This is a genomic window from Proteus sp. G2300 (genome assembly GCF_009915965.1).
GTDB classification, from domain to species: Bacteria; Pseudomonadota; Gammaproteobacteria; order Enterobacterales; family Enterobacteriaceae; genus Proteus; species Proteus vulgaris.
Window position 1 is genome coordinate 133,629 of the sequence record NZ_JAABNK010000004.1, and the last position, 20,341, is coordinate 153,969.

The 20,341-nt window shown below is 39.7% G+C and carries 17 protein-coding genes; 10 read left to right on the top strand and 7 right to left on the bottom strand.

Annotated elements, in window-relative coordinates:
• Positions 1 to 156: 156 nt before the first annotated feature.
• Complete coding sequence (gene murQ, locus GWI97_RS01945; protein WP_087803793.1) at positions 157 to 1,056, bottom strand: N-acetylmuramic acid 6-phosphate etherase; 900 nt, start codon at positions 1,054 to 1,056, stop codon at positions 157 to 159.
• 108 nt (positions 1,057 to 1,164) lie between these two features.
• On the opposite strand from murQ, the gene GWI97_RS01950 reads away from it, so the two are divergent.
• Positions 1,165 to 1,902 (top strand): tetratricopeptide repeat protein, encoded by a 738-nt coding sequence (locus GWI97_RS01950; RefSeq protein ID WP_036933401.1) that lies wholly within the window; start codon positions 1,165 to 1,167, stop codon positions 1,900 to 1,902.
• Between the two features lie 94 nt (positions 1,903 to 1,996).
• On the opposite strand, the gene GWI97_RS01955 is transcribed toward GWI97_RS01950, so the two are convergent.
• Positions 1,997 to 2,455: a GNAT family N-acetyltransferase gene (locus GWI97_RS01955; protein ID WP_036933403.1), complete on the bottom strand. Its 459-nt coding sequence runs from the start codon at positions 2,453 to 2,455 to the stop codon at positions 1,997 to 1,999.
• A 129-nt stretch (positions 2,456 to 2,584) separates the two neighbouring features.
• Between GWI97_RS01955 and pdxR the strand changes: the two genes are divergently transcribed.
• Positions 2,585 to 4,072, top strand: a complete 1,488-nt coding sequence (gene pdxR, locus GWI97_RS01960; RefSeq protein ID WP_161751823.1) for a MocR-like pyridoxine biosynthesis transcription factor PdxR — start codon at positions 2,585 to 2,587, stop codon at positions 4,070 to 4,072.
• A gap of 55 nt (positions 4,073 to 4,127) precedes the next feature.
• Here pdxR and GWI97_RS01965 read toward each other — a convergent pair whose 3' ends face one another.
• Positions 4,128 to 4,697 (bottom strand): class I SAM-dependent methyltransferase, encoded by a 570-nt coding sequence (locus GWI97_RS01965; protein WP_036933408.1) that lies wholly within the window; start codon positions 4,695 to 4,697, stop codon positions 4,128 to 4,130.
• A 479-nt stretch (positions 4,698 to 5,176) separates the two neighbouring features.
• On the opposite strand from GWI97_RS01965, the gene asd reads away from it, so the two are divergent.
• From asd to pepT, 3 genes are all read left to right on the top strand, one after another.
• Complete coding sequence (gene asd, locus GWI97_RS01970) at positions 5,177 to 6,283, top strand: aspartate-semialdehyde dehydrogenase (RefSeq protein ID WP_036933409.1); 1,107 nt, start codon at positions 5,177 to 5,179, stop codon at positions 6,281 to 6,283.
• 449 nt (positions 6,284 to 6,732) lie between these two features.
• A complete protein-coding gene (locus GWI97_RS01975) occupies positions 6,733 to 8,280 on the top strand; it encodes an AbgT family transporter (RefSeq protein WP_036933412.1) in 1,548 nt (515 codons plus the stop codon).
• 38 nt (positions 8,281 to 8,318) lie between these two features.
• Positions 8,319 to 9,557: a peptidase T gene (gene pepT / locus GWI97_RS01980; RefSeq protein ID WP_192940847.1), complete on the top strand. Its 1,239-nt coding sequence runs from the start codon at positions 8,319 to 8,321 to the stop codon at positions 9,555 to 9,557.
• Positions 9,558 to 9,629: 72 nt separating this feature from the next.
• Here pepT and gyrB read toward each other — a convergent pair whose 3' ends face one another.
• The 4 genes from gyrB to dnaA are packed head-to-tail and all read right to left on the bottom strand — an operon-like array spanning position 9,630 to position 15,673.
• Positions 9,630 to 12,044, bottom strand: a complete 2,415-nt coding sequence (gyrB, locus tag GWI97_RS01985) for a DNA topoisomerase (ATP-hydrolyzing) subunit B (protein WP_036933417.1) — start codon at positions 12,042 to 12,044, stop codon at positions 9,630 to 9,632.
• Between the two features lie 20 nt (positions 12,045 to 12,064).
• Positions 12,065 to 13,153 carry a DNA replication/repair protein RecF gene (gene recF, locus GWI97_RS01990; RefSeq protein ID WP_036933420.1) on the bottom strand — a complete coding sequence of 363 codons (1,089 nt, stop codon included), beginning with the start codon at positions 13,151 to 13,153 and terminating at the stop codon, positions 12,065 to 12,067.
• A gap of 11 nt (positions 13,154 to 13,164) precedes the next feature.
• A complete protein-coding gene (gene dnaN, locus GWI97_RS01995; protein WP_036933421.1) occupies positions 13,165 to 14,268 on the bottom strand; it encodes a DNA polymerase III subunit beta in 1,104 nt (367 codons plus the stop codon).
• Positions 14,269 to 14,272: 4 nt separating this feature from the next.
• Complete coding sequence (dnaA, locus tag GWI97_RS02000; RefSeq protein ID WP_036933423.1) at positions 14,273 to 15,673, bottom strand: chromosomal replication initiator protein DnaA; 1,401 nt, start codon at positions 15,671 to 15,673, stop codon at positions 14,273 to 14,275.
• 741 nt (positions 15,674 to 16,414) lie between these two features.
• On the opposite strand from dnaA, the gene rpmH reads away from it, so the two are divergent.
• The 5 genes from rpmH (at position 16,415) to mnmE (ending at position 20,296) form a co-directional block, all read left to right on the top strand.
• Positions 16,415 to 16,558: a 50S ribosomal protein L34 gene (gene rpmH, locus GWI97_RS02005; RefSeq protein ID WP_036933424.1), complete on the top strand. Its 144-nt coding sequence runs from the start codon at positions 16,415 to 16,417 to the stop codon at positions 16,556 to 16,558.
• A gap of 17 nt (positions 16,559 to 16,575) precedes the next feature.
• Positions 16,576 to 16,935, top strand: coding sequence for a ribonuclease P protein component (rnpA, locus tag GWI97_RS02010; protein WP_071788569.1), 360 nt, complete (start codon positions 16,576 to 16,578; stop codon positions 16,933 to 16,935).
• Positions 16,899 to 17,159 (top strand): membrane protein insertion efficiency factor YidD, encoded by a 261-nt coding sequence (yidD, locus tag GWI97_RS02015; RefSeq protein ID WP_012368639.1) that lies wholly within the window; start codon positions 16,899 to 16,901, stop codon positions 17,157 to 17,159. Before rnpA ends, yidD begins: the two co-directional genes overlap by 37 nt.
• Before the next feature lie 2 nt (positions 17,160 to 17,161).
• Positions 17,162 to 18,802 (top strand): membrane protein insertase YidC, encoded by a 1,641-nt coding sequence (gene yidC, locus GWI97_RS02020; protein ID WP_036933427.1) that lies wholly within the window; start codon positions 17,162 to 17,164, stop codon positions 18,800 to 18,802.
• Positions 18,803 to 18,931: 129 nt separating this feature from the next.
• Positions 18,932 to 20,296 carry a tRNA uridine-5-carboxymethylaminomethyl(34) synthesis GTPase MnmE gene (gene mnmE, locus GWI97_RS02025; RefSeq protein WP_036933429.1) on the top strand — a complete coding sequence of 455 codons (1,365 nt, stop codon included), beginning with the start codon at positions 18,932 to 18,934 and terminating at the stop codon, positions 20,294 to 20,296.
• Positions 20,297 to 20,341: the final 45 nt, after the last annotated feature.

A 20,341-nucleotide genomic window follows, 5' to 3' on the forward strand; every position in this document is an offset into this window, starting at 1 on the left:
ATTTTTAATAGAACACACTTTCTAATCCACGAGCAGATCCAAAATATTGAGTAAGATTTCTTAGCGGTTTACAGCCCATCATTAAGCCAGTAGATACCTTGTATTTACTGGCTTTTATCAAGAATAAAATTTAACTTTCTATTTAATAAATAAAAATCACTCACCCAACACCTTTCTAATAAACCCACTATTTTGATTAAGCATTTGTGTGGCTTGTTGTGCATTTACGTTTGCAAGGATCATTAAAATTGCCGTTTTACAGTGACGATGACATTGTGATAATGCTGCTTCAGCGATAGCTCTTTCACACTCTGTTGCTTGCATTACAATATGAATTTGACGTTCAACCAATTTGGCATTAGTCGCTTCAACATCCACCATTAAATTACCAAAAACTTTGCCAATTTTTATCATCGCACCTGTCGTGATCATATTTAAAATAAGTTTTTGTGCTGTACCCGCTTTCATTCGTGATGAACCCGTTATCACTTCAGCGCCCACAACCGGTGTAATCGCAATATCCGCAAGTTTAGCCATTGGGCTTTCAGGATTACAGCTAATCGCTCCCGTTATCGCTCCGAGTGATTTTGCATATTGCAAGGCCCCCATCACATACGGTGTTCGACCGCTTGCCGCAATACCCACTAAAATATCTTTATCGTTAAAATGAAGTTGGCGTAAATCCTCTTCACCTAATTGAGCATTATCTTCAGCATTCTCGACAGCTTGTAAAATCGCTTTATGCCCACCCGCAATTAAACCAATCACCATTTCATGAGGTATACCGTAGGTTGGCGGGCATTCACTGGCATCTAAGATCCCTAATCGTCCTGATGTGCCAGCACCACAATAAATCAGACGACCACCTTGAGTAAAAGCCGTGGCGACTTTATCAACGAGTTGAGCTATTTCAGGTAACACTTTTTCGACGGCTAATGGCACTTTTTTATCTTCATTATTAATGACTTTTAGCATATCTAATGTTGAAAGCGTGTCTATATTTTCACTGTTATGATTTCTACTTTCAGTGACAAGATTGCTAAGGTCAATCGCCATTATCGCTCTCCCAATATTGTTATTTATTTGATTAAGCCGAAGAAATAAACTGCTTTTATACCATTATTCTTGGTAAGATTTTCAAAATCATTACAAACGGTACTCTACATGACATTTATTAAATATATTTCGACCTTTATCAGTCTAATTACACTTTTTTTCTCTTTTTCTTTGCAGGCTAATTTTGAAGAACAAGACAAAATAAAATTTGAAAATACTCGCAAAGCAGCAGTAAACCATGATGCACAGGCTCAATATCAATTAGCTGAAATGTATCTCATGGGCACCGGGGTAGAAAAAAACCTACTAAATGCACAACTGTGGGCAAATGAAGCGATAAAAAGTGATTATGCTGATGCCTACGCACTACTTGCTGATATCTACTTATTTAATGCCGATCCTTATTTTAAAAATAATTATATCGAAGCAAAGAAATTAGCCACTCTCGCGGTAAATAAAGGGAGCCTAAGAGGTAAAATAAGTTTAGCAACCGCTCTCATTGCGCCATTATCTGGCGAAACAGATCACAAAAAAGCGATTGTATTATTAGAAGAAGTCGCAACGACTCATCAACAAGAACTTGTTTACGCTCCAATTTGGTTAGGAGTTATCTATAGTGGTGTTGGCAATGTGCCCGTAGATACGGAGAAAGCCAATATGTGGTTTGCAAAAGCTAATGAAATGACGTTTGAGGGATTTGCTCAAGCCATGGCCTCTTTTATGTTTTCTGGTCAATATCATATTATCGAGCCAAATAAACAAAAAGCTGATGAATTAATGAAACAAGCATGTGAAGAAGCAAAAAAAGTTGGCAATGAATTTTATTGCCAACAAGCGTTTAATTAACCCAAATTAAATCTTATAAATAATGCTAACTCAAAAAATAGAGGGTAATTATTACCCCCTATTTTCTCCCCTATCGGCCCTACCTAACATGCTTTTACAGCGCCATACGATATTCAATCACACCTGGCTTTTCAGCGACCCAATTATATAAGCGCTGACCACGTAAATTGGTTTCCTGTGTATGCCAATATAAGCGAGCGCAACCACGCTGTTTTGCTTGTTGGTTAACAAACTCAATAAGTTGCTTACCTACATGGCGGCCACGTGTGTCTGGTGAAACAAATAAATCTTCTAAATAACAAAAATCACTTTCAGCCCATGTTGAACGATGAAAAAGATAATGAACAAAACCCAATACTTTTTCACCGTCCATTGCAACAGCACAATAAACAGGCTCTTTTTCATCAAAAAAGCGCGCCCATGTCTTTAATGTTGTTTTTTCCGATAATGCAACGTTATAAAATGCTTGATAATTTAACCAATGTGGTAGCCATTGTGCATAATGCACTTGTTCAACTAATTGGATTGAAACCGTTATTGCTGTTGTGCTCATTGCTTCACTTCCTTCTACTCTTATAAACGCCATAAATAAGGTATCACCCTGTCTTCTATCGTTGTCATGGTACGTTTAACTTTGGTTCTTAATAAGGTACACTTTTTGTGTTTTTATAGGATCCACTTTATGAAACAGAAAAAAACAGCCTATTTTCCTAACCTTGTTTTAGAAGAAGGACCTATTGGTTCACAGGTTTATCACGCGATTAGAAACGCTATTTTAGAGGGACGTTTATCTTCGGGCAGTCGTCTACCATCTAGTCGTACATTAGCTGAAATGATGTCGATTTCTCGCAACTCCGTTATTGCAGGATTTGAACGTTTAATTGATGAAGGCTATTTATTTACTCGTCGTGGAGCGGGGACTTTTGTTGCAAACACAATCCCTGATGTCATTATTTCGGATAAGTGGAACAAAATACCCTATCCTCCCTTTTCACCTCAGCCACAAAGCCCATTAGACACCCTTAATCCTAATATGCAAAAAGCACACGCTTTTTGGCAACAATCACAACCCACTATCAATAGCAGTCCTATCTTTCATGTTGGTGTTGGATGTGTGGATCTTTTCCCTCATGAACTGTGGGGTAGATTATTAGGGCGGGTTTGGCGACAATCAAAAAAAGCACTCGCAACGTTTAATTCGCCAACAGGCTACACGCCATTAAAAGAGATGATATGCCAATATGTTCAATCAACTCGTGGGCTTTCTTGCCAATCTGAGCAAATCATTATTGTCAATGGTACGCAACAAGCGATTAATCTCACCACTAGAGTACTATTACAAGAGGGCGATACTGTTTGGTTAGATGATCCTGGTTATGACAGCGCACGAGGCATCTTCACGTCTTATGGTATAAAAACATACCCTATTAGTTCAGATATTAATGGAATGAATATTTCTCAAGGAATAACACAGTGTCCCGAAGCAAAACTCATTTTTACAACCCCGTCACATCAATTTCCTTTGGGCAATACGCTTTCACTTTCACGTCGTATCGCATTATTAGAGTGGGCATCGTCTAATAATGTGTGGATCTTTGAAGATGACTATAACAGTGAGTTTCGTTATCACACTAAACCCATTCAATCACTACAAGGGTTAGATAAATATCAGCGTGTTATTTATGCTGGCACATTCTCAAAAATGATGTATCCCGGGTTTCGTTTAGGCTTTTTAGTGGTTCCTTTATCTTTAGTTGATGCATTTAAAGCGGCTAAATACTACACCGACTCACATTCAGGTTTTTTAGAACAGGCGACATTAGCGCTATTTATTTCTCAAGGGCATTACGCCCGCCATGTGAGAAGGATAAGAAAAGCCTGCTATGAACGCTATCAAGTGTTAACTCATACCATAAAAACACATCTATCTCATGTTTTTCATGTTGAACCGACTGACTCAGGTATCCATATTGTCTGCTGGTTGCAGCCAGGTTATACAGAAGAATATATTGTAAAAAAAGCGCGAAATATTGGATTAGCCATACAACCTTTGTCTCGTTACTGTATTCAATCTTACTCTAGACAAGGTGTATTGTTAGGGTATGCGGCTCATAATACAAATGAAATTGAAAAGAGTATTCTTTTGCTTGCTCACGCTTTATCTAAATAAATAACATTTATTCTTATTGGTCATTTATGATATAAAAATCGAGTAAATTTTTTATTTACCCTATATTATTTTTAGGCGTGCAATAATAAACCCAAGCAGGGGGAACATTAAGCATGACTAATTTCTTTTCTAAATGAAAATAACGAGATAACGTTTTTTCATATCGAGTTGTATATTGAAATAAGACAAAACAGCCTTGTGTTTTTAATAACTCTTTATGTACTTGTTTTAAAACTCTTAAGCCAGTTTTCTTTGGTATAGATAAAAAAGGTAGCCCTGAAATAATCATATTATAATGACTATTCAATTTTTCTGCTGAAGCGGTATAAACCCTTAATCGATTATCGTCGATTTTATCTAACTCTGTTGCAAAACTGGGTTCTATTTCAAAAACATCTAATGAAGAATCCACCGACATTCTTTTTAATATTTGTTGGGTAATAACCCCTGTGCCAGCCCCCAACTCTGCAATTTGAATGTCCCGTTGCCAATTGAGTTTATCCAACATTTCATAACATAACCAACGAGATGAAGGCGCAATAGTACCCATAGTGGTTGGTGAAATCACAAACCGTTTTAAATACGAATAGTACGTAGATAATGGAATGACTGTTGATATATCCATTTCGCCTCCAAATACCACTTAATAAGCAGTAAAATAAAATTCAAATTCAAATTCAATGAGTAACCTTCACCAGTATTTTTTATTTATGAAAATAAATCATCTATTAAACAGTAGCATTTAGTATAAAGCTTGGAGTGGCCTCTAAGTAAATACGTTTTTCTTATATATTACACTATTTTACATTTTTCTATTTTTACTCTATTTTCTTAAACAAGAATATATTTTTATTTATCCTAAAAAACAAAATAAGCTATAACAGAATATTCTTACATTTTTATGGCGAGTCCATTTTCTTTTTTAACAACTCATTGATATTTGTTCGTTCTGTGGCTTTCTTTTGTTAACTCTACGCAGACTATAAGAAACACTTCTAATTCTTTGGTCAATAATCAATAAATTCACTTGCACCTACCTCTATATTTTGTCAGGTTAGTGTGAGGTCTCTCACTATTCCTACAGACAAAGACAGGGTAATTACAATGAAAAATGTTGGTTTTGTGGGCTGGCGTGGTATGGTCGGCTCCGTTTTAATGCAAAGAATGGTTGAAGAACGTGATTTTGATGGGATAAACCCTGTTTTCTTCACCACATCTCAGTTGGGTGAAGCAGCACCCGCTTATGGTAACCACCGTAGCACTCTGCAAGATGCTTATGATATTGATACCCTAGCATCACTCGATATTATTATCAGTTGCCAAGGTGGTGACTATACCAATGAAATCTACCCAAAACTGCGCCAAGCCGGTTGGCAAGGTTATTGGATTGATGCTGCATCCGCATTACGTATGAATGATGATGCCGTGATTATTCTCGATCCCGTTAACGGTCAACATATTCAAGATAGTTTAAATAAAGGGATTAAAGCGTTTGTTGGCGGTAATTGTACGGTCAGTTTAATGCTGATGTCATTAGGGGGTCTATTTACTAATAACTTAGTAGAATGGGCAAGTGTATCTACCTATCAAGCCGCTTCTGGAGCTGGCGCTCGTCATATGAGAGAGCTACTGTCACAAATGGGCTCTTTACATAATCAAGTAGTCAAAGAGCTCGAAAATCCAGCTTCTGCCATCTTAGATATTGAACGTAAAGTGACTAACTTTACGCGTAGCGGTACGATGCCAACAGATCAATTTGGTGTTCCTCTTGCGGGTAGCTTGATCCCTTGGATTGATAAACAACTAGAAAATGGTCAAAGCCGTGAAGAGTGGAAAGGACAAGCTGAAACGAACAAGATCCTAAACACAGGTTCAAATATTATCCCTGTTGATGGTCTTTGTGTTCGTATTGGTGCGTTACGTTGCCACAGCCAAGCATTCACTCTAAAACTAAAAAAAGATTTACCTGTTGCTGACATTGAACAATTACTGGCAAGTCATAACGATTGGGTAAAAGTCATTCCTAATGATCGTGAATTGACGATTAGAGAATTAACACCTGCAGCCGTAACAGGTACATTGAGCACACCTGTAGGACGTATTCGCAAACTGAATATGGGCCCTGAATTTATTTCAGCCTTTACTGTGGGTGACCAACTGTTATGGGGTGCCGCAGAGCCTTTACGTCGTATGTTGAATATTCTGCGTTAATATTAAATCTTTAGAATATTGACCATTTTTAGAAAATAGAAATGGTTGATATTCTTATTCTCAATCGTTATTCACTTCATTGCCCACATCCCATTCTTATTTTTTCATAAAACTATTTTTTAATTTTTCATATTTTATTTATTTTTAGTTTTATGACTCTTTATAAAATACGTTTTCTGCGATACTTTCAATAATAATGCTAAAGAATTCAGACAGAATATTCAGCATAATCTACCTATTTTTATTAAAAACAGAGTGTAAAAATTAATAAAGCATTTTTTAACAACTGAAAAATAATGACGACAAAAACCTAAATATAATAATTTCTAATATATTATTCATTTTATATAAATCACGGTAACTACTTATTATTTAAAAATAAATTTACTTTGTATTGCCATTTATTTAAGGTGATTTTTATTACTTTAATAAAAAGATGCATTATAAATATGACAACACAAACACAACCCAATAAAAAAGGTTTTTTAAACCGAGTAGAGCGCATTGGTAATATCATGCCTGATGTTACGATGTTGTTCGTTTACGCCTTAGTGATCTGCTGGATATTCTCATTTTTTCTCTCTTTTGTACATTTTGATTATTTCCATCCAGTGACTAAAGAGAAAATCGCCGTCATTAATATGTTTCAATATGAAGAAATTATATTATTTGTGACAAGTGCAGTGAAAAATTTCATTAGCTTTCCTCCACTTGGAATAACGATTGTTGCAACTTTAGGGATCGGCATTGCAGAAAGTAGTGGTTTTATTAAAACGGCGTTAAAAAAGATGCTTTCGTTTATTTCTCCTAAAATGCTAACGCCAACGGTTGTATTTGTTGGTATCGTTGCGCACTTAGCCTCGGATTCCGCTTACGTTATTCTAATGCCCGTCTCAGCGATGATGTTCTATGCTAGTGGTCGTCATCCTTTAGCTGGTATCGCAGCCTCATTTGCGGGTTTAGCGGGTGGATTTACCGCAAGTTATACACCGTCAATTATTGATCCCATAATGCAAAGCTTTACTCAAGAAGCGGCGCAAATTATGGCGCCAGGATATAGTGTTAACGTTTTATGTAACTATTTTTTTAGTGTGGGCGGAACATTTGGCGTTATTTTAACGTGTTGGTATATCACTGAAAAAATTGTCGAACCTTGGTTAAATAAAAACTGCCCTGTTTCCTCTGGTATTGACACCAAAGATGCAGAGCTCGGTGAAATCACACCGACAGAAAAACGAGCATTCCGTTTTGCGGGTTGGTCCGTCATTTTAATGGGGATTGGTTTATTTGCGCTGTTATTACCAGAAACCTCACCACTACGCTCACCCGAAGGCAGTTTAACCAGTCCTAAAGCCCCAATAATGCAAATTGTTGTGCCTTTACTGTTTATCTTCTTCTCTGTACCTGGATTAATCTATGGCTATATGACGCAGTCTTTTGCCTCCACAAAAGATATCGTCAAAGCAATGGAAAATATCACTAAATCGCTGATCCCATTTATCGTTTTTGCCTTTTTTGCAGCTCAGTTCCTTTACTCTTTCCAACATTCAAATTTAGGAACGTTATTAGCGTTATCGGGTGCAGAACTACTACGTACACTTAATATGCCTTCAGGTATGACTGTATTAGGGGTGATTTTGCTCACTGCGATTTTAAATATCATGATCACCTCAGCAACATCAAAATGGGCTGTCATTGCACCTGTTTTAGTACCAATGTTAATGGCTGTCGGTATTTCACCTGAATTAACGCAAGCCGCGTTTCGTGTCAGTGATTCCGCAATGAATGTGAGTACACCGATGTTCCCATTCTATCCACTCATTTTGATGTATTGCCAAAAATACTATAAAGGGGCAGGTATCGGCACACTGTGCTCAATGATGATCCCATTCACTATTGGCTTGCTTATTGTATTAACAACGACACTGTTTATTTTCTGGGGGCTCGATATTCCTCTGGGTTTTGACAGCGGATATACATGGCAACCCGCCTCTTAGCTCACACTTATAAAAATAACTAAATTAGGAACAACATGATAATGAACACCCTAGGTCAAAAATTAGAACAGCGTTTCTTCCGTTATCTGGCAATTGAAAGCCAAAGTGATGCATCTGCATCTGTGGTACCCAGCACACAAGGGCAACTTGAGTTAGCAAAATTACTAGCTAAAGAGTTAGAAACTTATGGATTAAAAGATATCTATATCGATTCTCATGCCATTTTATATGCCATGAGGCCAGGCAATAAGCCGAATGCACCGAAAGTGGGCTTTGTTGCCCACCTTGATACTGTTGATGTAGGTATTTCGCCAGACATTCACCCGCAAACACTGCGTTATGAGGGAAACGATCTCTGCTTAAATAAAGAGAAGGATATCTGGTTTAAAGCTCAAGAACACCCCGAAGCCACACCTTATATTGGTGAAGAGATTATCTTCAGTGATGGTACAAGTGTGTTAGGTGCTGATAATAAAGCGGCGATCACCGTGGTTATGGCGTTAATGGATAAACTTCAACACGCTGATTTTGATTGCGGTGATATCTATGTGGCGTTTGTACCTGATGAAGAAATTGGGTTACGTGGCTCTAAATTGATGGATTTATCTCGCTTCAATGTTGATTTTGCTTACACCATTGATTGCTGTGCATTAGGAGAAGTCGTGTATGAAACCTTTAATGCAGCGTCCATTAATGTGTCCGTAAAAGGTATTACGGCACACCCAATGTCCGCAAAAAACGTCTTATTAAACCCAATTCGTGTTGCTCATGATTTTATTGGCTGTTTTGACCGTTTTGATACACCAGAGCACACCGAGCATCGTGAAGGTTATTTCTATGTCACTGATTTAATCGCTAATCCTGATAATGCAGTGATTAAAATGGCTATTCGTGATTTCGACAAGAAAAGCTATGAAGCACGTAAACAATACATTGCACAATCTGTTGAATTACTACGTGCTCGCCACCCTCGTGCACAAATCGACTATGAAATTGTCGATGTGTATAGCAATATCAGCGACTCCATTGGGGAAGATCGCACTGCTATCGAACTTATTTTTGAAGCATTAAAACAATTAGACATTCAACCTAACGTGATCCCAATGCGAGGAGGAACAGATGGCTCTGCACTTTCAGCAAGAGGATTACTGACACCAAACTATTTCACTGGGGCATTGAATTTCCACTCTCGTTTTGAATTTTTGCCTATTAGCTCATTTGAAAAGAGCTATTTAGTGACCGAAATGCTGTGCCGTTTAATAGGACAACGCGGATAAGCGTTATTATTATCAACAAAAAAGCGGAGCCGTTTTTACGGCTCCGCTTTTTCTAATCTATCGAATCTAAAATTAGATATCAATATTGGCAGCTTTCAGCGCATTCTCTTCAATAAAGGCACGACGAGGTTCAACCGCATCCCCCATTAGCGTAGTAAATAGCTCATCCGTTGCAATTGCATCTTTAACGGTCACTTGCATCATACGACGTGTATCTGGATTCATCGTGGTTTCCCATAACTGCTCTGGGTTCATTTCACCAAGACCTTTATAACGCTGTACAGCAAGACCACGACGTGATTCTTTTGTTAACCACTCAAGTGCTTCTTCAAAGCTTGAAATCGCCTGACGGCGCTCTCCACGCTCAATAATCGCACCTTCTTCAATCAGGTTACCAATAATGTCACCTAAATGAGTAATACGTTGATATTCACTGCTGTGGATAAAGTCATAATCCAGTTTATAGTCTGTATCGATACCGTAAGTACGGATACGTAATACTGGCTCAAATAAACGATTTTCATCGTTTTGAGTGATGGTATAACTATAAGTACTGCTTTGCTCTTCCGTATTATTTAAACGGTTGACCAAGCCACTCATCCATTCTTCAACTTTAGTTTTGTCAGATAAATCTTCTTCTGTGAGTGTTGCGTGATACACCAAGCTGTTTAACATGCTCAGTGGATAAATACGCTCCATACGACGAATAATTTTATGTGCAGCATGGTAGTCAACAACCAGTTTTTCAAGTTGCTCACCGTGCATTGCTGGCGCATGTTCACTGATATAAAGTGCCGCACCATCAAGTGCTATCGACATCAGATACTCGTCCATCGCGTCATCATCTTTGATATATTGCTCTTGTTTCCCTTTCTTCACTTTGTAAAGCGGTGGTTGAGCAATAAAAATATGACCACGTTCAATAATTTCTGGCATTTGACGATAGAAGAATGTCAGTAATAGTGTACGAATATGAGAACCATCGACGTCAGCATCCGTCATAATGATAATGCTGTGATAACGCAACTTATCTGGGTTATATTCATCACGGCCAATACCACAACCTAATGCAGTGATTAACGTTGCGACTTCTTGAGATGCTAGCATTTTATCAAAACGCGCTTTCTCAACGTTTAAGATTTTACCTTTTAACGGAAGAATAGCCTGTGTTTTACGGTTACGTCCTTGTTTGGCAGAGCCTCCCGCAGAGTCCCCTTCCACTAAGTACAGTTCAGAGAAAGCAGGATCACGTTCCGAACAGTCTGCTAATTTACCCGGCAAACCACCTAAGTCTAATGCGCCTTTACGACGTGTCATCTCACGTGCTTTACGCGCAGCCTCACGAGCACGAGCGGCATCAATAATTTTACCGACAACAATTTTTGCATCGTTTGGATTTTCTAACAGATACTCGACCAGCTTCTCATTCATCAGCGTTTCTACTGCTGTTTTAACTTCTGAAGAAACTAGTTTATCTTTTGTTTGCGATGAGAATTTAGGATCAGGTACTTTAACAGAAACAACCGCAATCAAGCCTTCACGCGCATCATCACCCGTTGCACTAATTTTTGATTTCTTATTAAAGCCTTCTTTATCCATATAGTTATTTAGCGTACGTGTCATTGCCGTACGGAAACCAACTAAGTGGGTACCACCATCGCGTTGTGGAATATTATTGGTAAAGCAATAAACATTCTCTTGGAAACCATCATTCCACAACATCCCCACTTCAACACCGATGCCATCTTTTTCAGTTGAGAAATAAAATACATTTTGATGAATCGGTGTTTTGTTACGGCTTAAGTATTCAACGAATGCCTTAATACCGCCTTCATAGTGGAAATGATCTTCACGATTATCGCGTTTATCGATTAAACGGATAGAAACACCGGAGTTTAAGAATGACAACTCACGAAGACGTTTTGCTAAAATGTCATACTGGAATTCGGTCTCACCTTTAAAGGTTTCAAGACTTGGCCAGAAGCGAACAAATGTGCCAGATTTTTCAGTATCACCAATCACTTTTAAGCGATCATCAGGTACACCATGACGATAAATTTGCTGATGGATTTTTCCATCGCGATGAATCGTCAGTTCAAGTTTTTCAGACAACGCATTAACAACAGAAACCCCTACACCATGAAGTCCACCAGAGACTTTATAGGAGTTATCATCGAATTTACCCCCGGCATGCAGAACCGTCATAATGACTTCTGCTGCTGAAACACCCTCTTCTTGGTGAATGCCGGTTGGAATTCCACGACCATCATCTCGAACAGAGACGGAGTTATCTGAATGGATAGTGACAATTATCTCATCACAGAAACCCGCGAGGGCTTCGTCGATTGCGTTGTCGACCACCTCGAAGACCATGTGATGCAGACCGGTTCCATCATCTGTATCCCCGATGTACATCCCCGGGCGCTTACGCACCGCATCCAGCCCTTTTAATACTTTGATACTTGAGGAGTCATATGTATTCGACATCAACGTTTCTCGCTTTATTCCTATGGTTTAACCTCTATTTTGCCACGTTCTACGCTAAATAGCCTGCTATTTACATCTAGCATATCTTTCACTTGCCCTTGTGTTATCGCACTAACAAACACTTGAGCTTGCGTAGATTTTAGACGCTCGGCTAATAATTGACGCCGACTTGCATCTAATTCGGAAGCAAAATCATCGAGCAGATACAGGCATCTTTGCCCATTCTTACGAGTGAAATATTCACCTTGTGCCAATCTCAATGCACACATCAATAGCTTGAGCTGACCTCGTGACAACATATCTTCTACTGGCGTGCCGTTTGCTCTAATACGTAGATCCGCTTTATGAGCACCAAGAGAGGTGTATGCTAACATTTTATCACGTTCAAATTGACGTGTTAGCAATTCACCATAATCAGTTTCTTTATCCCATCCACGCTGAAAACTGACTTTCAGCGAAAATTCAGGTAGAAACAGACGACACGTTTCTTCAATATCTTTAGCGATATCTTCAGTATATTGAGCTCGCCATTCACTTATCTGTTGCGTTAATAAGATAAGCTCTTTATCCCAAGGCATCAGCTGTCGATAAGACGTTGCTTGCCTTAGTGCCGCATTACGTTGTTTTAAAACACGTTTTAAATCAGACCATGCGGCGAAAAATCGAGGTTCATTATGAAAACAACCCCAATCGATAAACGCGCGACGATATTTAGGCCCACCATTTAGCAAGGTAAAACCTTCTGGTGTAATTAATTGCATCGGTAACAATTTAGCTAATTCTGCAATTTTATGACCATCACTTCCGTCAATGCGTACCGTGCTATTACCTTCGCGATCTTTACTCAATCCAATCGCATAGCCACGGCTCTCGTCATTAAGCCCACTTAAGCGCCCATGAAGAATAAATTCATGTTCATCATGTTGGATCACGCGATTTGCTTGAGAACTACGAAATGCTCGTCCATGTCCTAAGGTATAAATCGCTTCAAGTATACTTGTTTTACCACTTCCGTTTGGCCCAACAAGAAAATTAAAGCCATCCGCTAATGGCAGATCCGCTTGTTCAATATTTCTAAAATGGCGGATCAATAAACGGGATAAAATCATCTTAGTGGCTATTATAAACGCATTGGCATAACAACATAAGCCGCGGCAGAACTTGCCACATTCTCAACTTGAACACTTGAAACAGCATCCGTTAGCAACAGCTTAACTTCTTCACATTTCAAGGTATTCAAGACATCAAGGAGATAACTGACATTAAAGCCAATTTCCATTTCTTCGCCTTGATACTGGACATCAACAATCTCTTCTGCTTCTTCTTGCTCTGGGTTGTTTGCTGTAATTTTCAATTGACCATTCGTGAGATTTATACGCACACCACGGAATTTCTCATTTGATAAAATTGCAGCACGAGAAAATGCCTGTTTAAGGATATCACAACCCGCAATCACTGTTTTGGTTGGGTTTTTCGGTAATACCCGACGATAGTCAGGAAAACGTCCATCAACCAATTTCGAGGTGAAAATAAAATCACCTACATGAGCACGTAGATTATTACTACCGATTTGCAGTTGCAGTGAGCTTTCACCACCACCGTCGAGTAAGCGCATCAATTCGATGACACCTTTACGAGGAACAATAACAGAATGCCCAGGTAAAGATTGTCCAATATCCATTGAACAAACCGCTAAACGGTGTCCATCTGTTGCCACTGTGCGTAATTCTGTATTTTCAGTTTCAAACAACATACCATTGAGGTAATAACGCACATCTTGATGCGCCATTGAAAATTGTGTGGACTCAATGAGGCGTTTTAATGTTGCTTGAGGCAAGGTAAATTCAACATCACTTTGCCAATCATCTAAGTTAGGAAAATCAGATGCAGGTAAGGTTGATAACGAAAAACGACTACGACCTGAACGCACTAAAAGGCGATCACCATCGAGCTCAACACTGATTTCAGCACCTTCTGGTAACCCACGCCAAATATCAAAAAACTTACGCGCAGGAACAGTTGTGGCGCCAATTTCATGAGATTGGCTAAGATTAACTCTTGCCACCATCTCCATTTCAAGGTCAGTTCCCGTTAATGATAAAGTGTTTTCAGTCACCTTAAGCAATAAATTACCTAAAATGGGTAAGGTAGGACGACCACCTAAAGGGCCACTCACTTGTTGTAGCGGCTTAAGAAGCTGTTCACGTTCAATGATAAATTTCATAGCGCTAGGATGATAATGTTCTGATTAAGTTAGAAAAATCTTCTTTGATATCGTGACTTTCTTCACGCAATTGCTCTATTTTTCGGCATGCATGAAGAACAGTTGTATGATCACGACCACCAAAGGCATCCCCGATTTCAGGCAAGCTGTGGTTTGTGAGTTCCTTTGCCAGCGCCATTGCCATTTGCCTCGGACGGGCAACCGATCGGGATCTCCGCTTTGACAGTAAATCAGCAACTTTAATTTTATAATATTCAGCAACTGTTTTTTGAATATTATCGATAGTGACTAATTTTTCCTGTAGAGCGAGCAAATCACGTAATGCTTCACGTACAAAGTCGATAGTAATCGCACGACCTGTAAAATTCGCGTTTGCAATCACTCGGTTTAATGCACCTTCAAGCTCACGGACGTTAGAACGAAGTCTTTTGGCAATAAAAAAGGCCACTTCGTCAGGTAACTGAATTTGGTTTTCATCCGCTTTTTTCATCAAAATCGCCACTCGAGTTTCAAGTTCAGGTGGCTCAATCGCCACCGTTAATCCCCAACCAAAGCGTGATTTTAATCTATCTTCAACACCGTTTATCTCTTTCGGATAACGGTCTGATGTTAAAATAATTTGCTGATTACCCTCTAACAATGCGTTAAAGGTATGAAAAAATTCTTCTTGTGAACGCTCTTTATTGGCAAAAAATTGAATATCATCAATCAATAGCGCATCCACAGAACGGTAATAGCGTTTAAAGTCTTCTATCGCATTATTTTGTAACGCTTTAACCATATCTTGAACGAAACGCTCAGAATGCATATAAACCACTTTTGCATTTGCTTTACGTTCCATAATGCTGTTACCTACAGCATGCAACAAGTGCGTTTTACCCAGCCCAGTTCCACCATATAAAAAAAGTGGGTTATAAGCACCACCAGGATTATCAGCAACTTGTCTCGCGGCAGCTCTTGCTAACTGGTTTGATTTACCTTCAACAAAGTTATCAAATTTATGTTTTGGGTTAACGTTCGAACGATAATTAAGCTCAGGCAGTTGAGATGCGGGTTGATTATCCCAGCTAGGGCGAACAGACTGACTATACGTGGGTGCCGTATTGACTGTCGGATGCACAACAGCTTTAGGAATACTTTCCGTTGTCCGTGTTGATACCGGTTTATTACCCACTTCAAAACGTAGGGAAGGGACTTCAGAACCACAAAAATCCACTAGTAATGCGTTGATATTATTAATGTATTTTTCTCTCACCCAATCTAAAACAAAACGATTAGGTGCATACAGCGCCAGCGTATTATCGCTTAGTTCTGCCTGCAAGGGACGTATCCACATACTAAATTCAGTGGCAGGTAACTCATCCTGCAATCGGGCAAGACAATGCTGCCAAAGCGAAAGTGACACGGCGAACTCCCCTAAAAAAACAAGACTAAAAAATAAACAGGAAAAATGCAGTTAAACACTGTGTGCCTAAATACAAAGTGCACAACACCGTTCCTCTTCAATTCTTAATAAGGAACAACTCTTGGTGACAACGATTTTTTTACATCGTGACTCACGATCGCAGACTGGCTATTCTGATCGTGACGGGGGATCATATCGCAAAATGAAACGAAGATCCTCTTTCTTTTGCACAGTTTTTATGGTTTTTATCCACAGGCTTGCCGATTTGTGATAATTCACCAAATGAAATATGCAAAGGCGTTCTAGTGTACTTGAGTCGCCCTATAAATAGCAATTGGGGATAACTTTCTCTTTGTATAAATCTCTCTTTCTTATGGTAAGTGATCAAATATCTCTCATTTGATCCACCAAAGATCCTTGCGCTTTCACCATGAGTCCGTATAATCTTGCACCCTGCGTGCTTGTACCAACAAAGTCACTTATTAAGACTCTCTTTTAGGTCGATAATAAGCGTACTCGTTGCGCATAAGTCAGGATTGATTATCGGGTTTGCTAAAAAAGACGACAAAAATCGGTACTTAAAGCGTCATCTTGATTGACGCATTTGAGTGATTTTATTACAATCCCGCATCTTTCCATCATTGATGCTGCGATTGAAGTACTGGTTTGTTTATTTATTGCACGCCTGTCTGTCAACGCATTTGCTGAATCAGTAATAATATTAAGTAGGTAGAAATCGCCATGAAACGCACTTTTCAACCGTCTGTACTGAAGCGCAACCGTAACCACGGCTTTCGCGCTCGTATGGCCACTAAAAATGGTCGTCAGGTTCTGGCTCGCCGTCGTGCGAAAGGCCGCTCTCGTCTGACCGTTTCTTCGAAATAATAAAAGCTAACCATTCCGTGGTTAAGCTCGCTTTTCCAAGGGAGTTACGTTTGTTAACTCCCAAGCATTTCAATTTTGTTTTCCAGCAACCACAACGCGCGAGTTCACCAGAAGTTACTATTTTGGGTCGCCAGAATGAGCTGGGGCATCCCCGCATCGGTCTAACTATCGCAAAGAAAAACGTTAAACGTGCTCATGAGCGTAATCGTATTAAACGATTAGCCCGTGAATACTTTCGTTTACATCAGCATGAATTACCGCCGATGGATTTTGTGTTATTAGTAAGAAAAGGGGTTGCTGAACTTGATAACCACCAATTGACGGAAGTGTTGGGTAAATTATGGCGTCGTCATTGTCGCTTGGCTCAAAAATCCTGATCTTGCTGATTAGGGGCTATCAACTGGGGATTAGTCCTCTGTTGGGGCCTCGTTGTCGTTTTAATCCTACGTGCTCTCATTATGGAATTGAGGCATTGCGCAGGTTTGGAATGATAAAAGGTAGTTGGTTAACAGTGAAACGCATATTAAAATGCCACCCTTTACACGAAGGTGGTGATGATCCTGTCCCACCTAGAAAAAACGACGATAACAGAGAAAATTAACGATGGATTCGCAACGCAATCTTCTATTCATCGCTTTGCTGTTCGTTTCTTTCCTGATCTGGCAGCAGTGGGAGGGTGATAAAGTTTCACAAAACACCACCACTACCACTCAGATCTCGCAACAAGCGGACATGCCGAGTAGTGATAGTCTTGCTGTAACTGGTAACAGCAATGAGCAGGCAAAATTGATTACCGTAAAAACTGATGTACTTGATCTTAGTATCAATACTCAGGGCGGTACAATCGATGAGGCTGATTTGTTAGCCTATCCCGCCGAGCTTAATTCACAGACACCTTTCCGTTTACTGGAAACTACACCTCAATTCCTGTATCAGGCTCAAAGTGGCTTAATCGGCCCTGATGGCCCAGATCAGAAATCTCGCCCAATTTATAGTGCTGATAAAAACGACTTCGTACTTGGTGAAAATCAAGATGAATTACGTGTACCTATGACTTTTGTGAATGAAGAAGGCGTAAAATTCGTCAAAACCTTCATTCTGAAAAAAGGCCAGTACGATATCGGTATTGAATACAAAATTGAGAATACAACAGATAAGACACTGACAATGAACTTCTATGGTCAGTTAAAACAATCTGTTAAATTGCCAGAAAGTCGCGATACGGGTAGCAGCAACTTTGCGCTACACACTTATCGTGGTGCGGCATACTCCTCAGACGAAACCAACTATAAAAAATATAGTTTTGGTGATATCGAAGATAAAAACTTATCTATAACCACAAATAATGGTTGGGTTGCGATGTTACAACAATACTTCGCAACAGCATGGATCCCATCTAAAGATAGTCAGAACAATAACTTCTACTCTATTACTTTAGAAAATAAATCTATTGCTCTGATTGGTTATAAATCAGCACCTGTCACTATTGCTCCCAATAGTACAGCGGATATCACTTCTACATTATGGGTTGGCCCTGAAATTCAGTCAGAAATGTCCGCTATCGCACCACATTTAGACCTATCTGTAGACTACGGTTGGTTATGGTTTATCTCTCAGCCACTGTTTAAACTGCTGAAATTCCTTCACAGCTTTATCGGTAACTGGGGCTTCTCCATCATCATGATCACCTTTATCGTTCGTGGTATCATGTACCCGCTGACCAAAGCGCAGTACACCTCCATGGCGAAAATGCGTTTATTGCAACCCAAACTGGCTGCACTGCGTGAACGTATTGGTGATGACAAACAACGTATGAGCCAAGAAATGATGGCGTTATACAAACAAGAGAAAGTGAATCCTCTGGGGGGTTGTTTACCACTAATTATCCAGATGCCAATCTTCCTTGCGTTGTATTACATGCTGATGGGCTCAGTTGAATTACGTCATGCGCCATTCATGTTATGGATCCAAGACTTGTCTGCACAAGATCCGTACTACATCCTGCCATTATTAATGGGTGTAACAATGTTCATCATTCAGAAACTGTCGCCAACAGCAGTGACTGATCCGATGCAACAAAAAATCATGACCTTTATGCCAGTTGTGTTTACCGTATTCTTCCTGTGGTTCCCATCAGGTCTGGTTCTGTACTATATCGTCAGTAACTTAGTGACCATCATCCAGCAGCAGTTAATTTACCGCGGCCTGGAAAAACGTGGCTTACACAGTAGAGACAAAAAATAAAGTCTCATGAGGAAAAACCTCTTCCTTGGTTACATTCAAAGGAAAGTGACATAAAATAGCGAAGGCGGTCTACAATGACCGCCTTCTGTTTTTATATTGATATGATTATTCTGATTAAGCGAGTACACCATGCATAGCACTGATACTATCGTCGCTCAGGCCACACCTCCGGGAAGAGGCGGTGTCGGTATCCTACGCGTTTCTGGCCCCAAAGCGGCCCTTGTGGCGCAAACTGTTTTAGGTAAGTTGCCTAAACCACGTTATGCCGATTACCTGCCATTTCGCAATGATGACAACTCAGTACTTGATCAGGGTATCGCTCTTTTCTTTCCTAACCCAAACTCATTTACGGGTGAAGATGTTTTAGAGCTACAAGGCCATGGTGGTCCGATTATTCTGGATTTATTACTAAAACGTATTTTGCAGATCCCAGGTGTGCGTATTGCAAACCCGGGGGAATTTTCTGAACGTGCTTTTTTAAATGACAAACTCGATTTAGCACAAGCAGAAGCGATTGCTGATCTAATTGATGCCAGCTCAGAACAAGCCGCCCGTTCAGCAATTAATTCTCTACAAGGTACATTTTCCTCTCATATTAACGAGATGGTGGAGTCATTAACTCATCTACGTATCTATGTTGAAGCAGCTATTGATTTCCCAGACGAAGAGATAGATTTTCTTTCTGACGGTATCATCGAAGGAAAACTTAACGCCGTTATTGCTGAATTAGATGATGTTCGCGCTCAAGCTCGCCAAGGTAGCTTATTACGCGAAGGGATGAAAGTCGTTATTGCAGGTCGCCCTAATGCAGGTAAATCGAGCCTATTAAACGCCTTAGCTGGCAGAGAAGCCGCCATTGTCACAGATATTGCGGGAACGACTCGTGATGTATTGCGCGAACATATTCATATTGATGGTATGCCATTGCATATTATCGATACTGCAGGCTTACGTGAAGCAAGTGATGAAGTTGAACGCATAGGTATTGAACGTGCTTGGAAAGAGATTGAGCAAGCAGACAGAGTACTATTTATGGTTGATAGCACCACAACCGATGCAACAGCGCCTGAAGATATCTGGCCTGAATTTATGGCTCGTTTACCAAATACCTTGCCTGTTACTGTTATTCGTAACAAATCCGATCTGACCGGTGAAAATGTCGAGATCACGGCACAAGGTAACTACCCAATGATCCGCTTATCCGCCCGTGATGGTATGGGTATCGAATTACTGCGCGATCACCTAAAAGAAGCGATGGGCTTTAATAGTAATACTGAAGGTGGTTTCTTGGCTCGTCGTCGCCACTTGCAAGCCTTAAATACCGCGGCAGAACATTTACGCCAAGGTCATGAACAATTGGTTTATGCAAAATCGGGTGAGTTATTAGCAGAAGAATTAAGACTTGCTCAACAAGCCTTAAGTGAAATCACGGGTGAATTTACTTCAGATGATTTATTAGGTCGTATTTTCTCTAGTTTCTGTATCGGGAAGTAACCTTCTATTTTCTACCACCTATAGCGTGTCATTTCTGCATTACCG

Coding starts and splice junctions, on each gene's coding strand:
- murQ (WP_087803793.1), bottom strand. CDS start 1,056: ATGGCGATTGACCTTAGCAATCTTGTCACTGAAAGTAGAAATCATAAC.
- GWI97_RS01950 (WP_036933401.1), top strand. CDS start 1,165: ATGACATTTATTAAATATATTTCGACCTTTATCAGTCTAATTACACTT.
- GWI97_RS01955 (WP_036933403.1), bottom strand. CDS start 2,455: ATGAGCACAACAGCAATAACGGTTTCAATCCAATTAGTTGAACAAGTG.
- pdxR (WP_161751823.1), top strand. CDS start 2,585: ATGAAACAGAAAAAAACAGCCTATTTTCCTAACCTTGTTTTAGAAGAA.
- GWI97_RS01965 (WP_036933408.1), bottom strand. CDS start 4,697: ATGGATATATCAACAGTCATTCCATTATCTACGTACTATTCGTATTTA.
- asd (WP_036933409.1), top strand. CDS start 5,177: ATGAAAAATGTTGGTTTTGTGGGCTGGCGTGGTATGGTCGGCTCCGTT.
- GWI97_RS01975 (WP_036933412.1), top strand. CDS start 6,733: ATGACAACACAAACACAACCCAATAAAAAAGGTTTTTTAAACCGAGTA.
- gyrB (WP_036933417.1), bottom strand. CDS start 12,044: ATGTCGAATACATATGACTCCTCAAGTATCAAAGTATTAAAAGGGCTG.
- recF (WP_036933420.1), bottom strand. CDS start 13,153: ATGATTTTATCCCGTTTATTGATCCGCCATTTTAGAAATATTGAACAA.
- dnaN (WP_036933421.1), bottom strand. CDS start 14,268: ATGAAATTTATCATTGAACGTGAACAGCTTCTTAAGCCGCTACAACAA.
- rpmH (WP_036933424.1), top strand. CDS start 16,415: ATGAAACGCACTTTTCAACCGTCTGTACTGAAGCGCAACCGTAACCAC.
- yidD (WP_012368639.1), top strand. CDS start 16,899: ATGGCGTCGTCATTGTCGCTTGGCTCAAAAATCCTGATCTTGCTGATT.
- yidC (WP_036933427.1), top strand. CDS start 17,162: ATGGATTCGCAACGCAATCTTCTATTCATCGCTTTGCTGTTCGTTTCT.
- mnmE (WP_036933429.1), top strand. CDS start 18,932: ATGCATAGCACTGATACTATCGTCGCTCAGGCCACACCTCCGGGAAGA.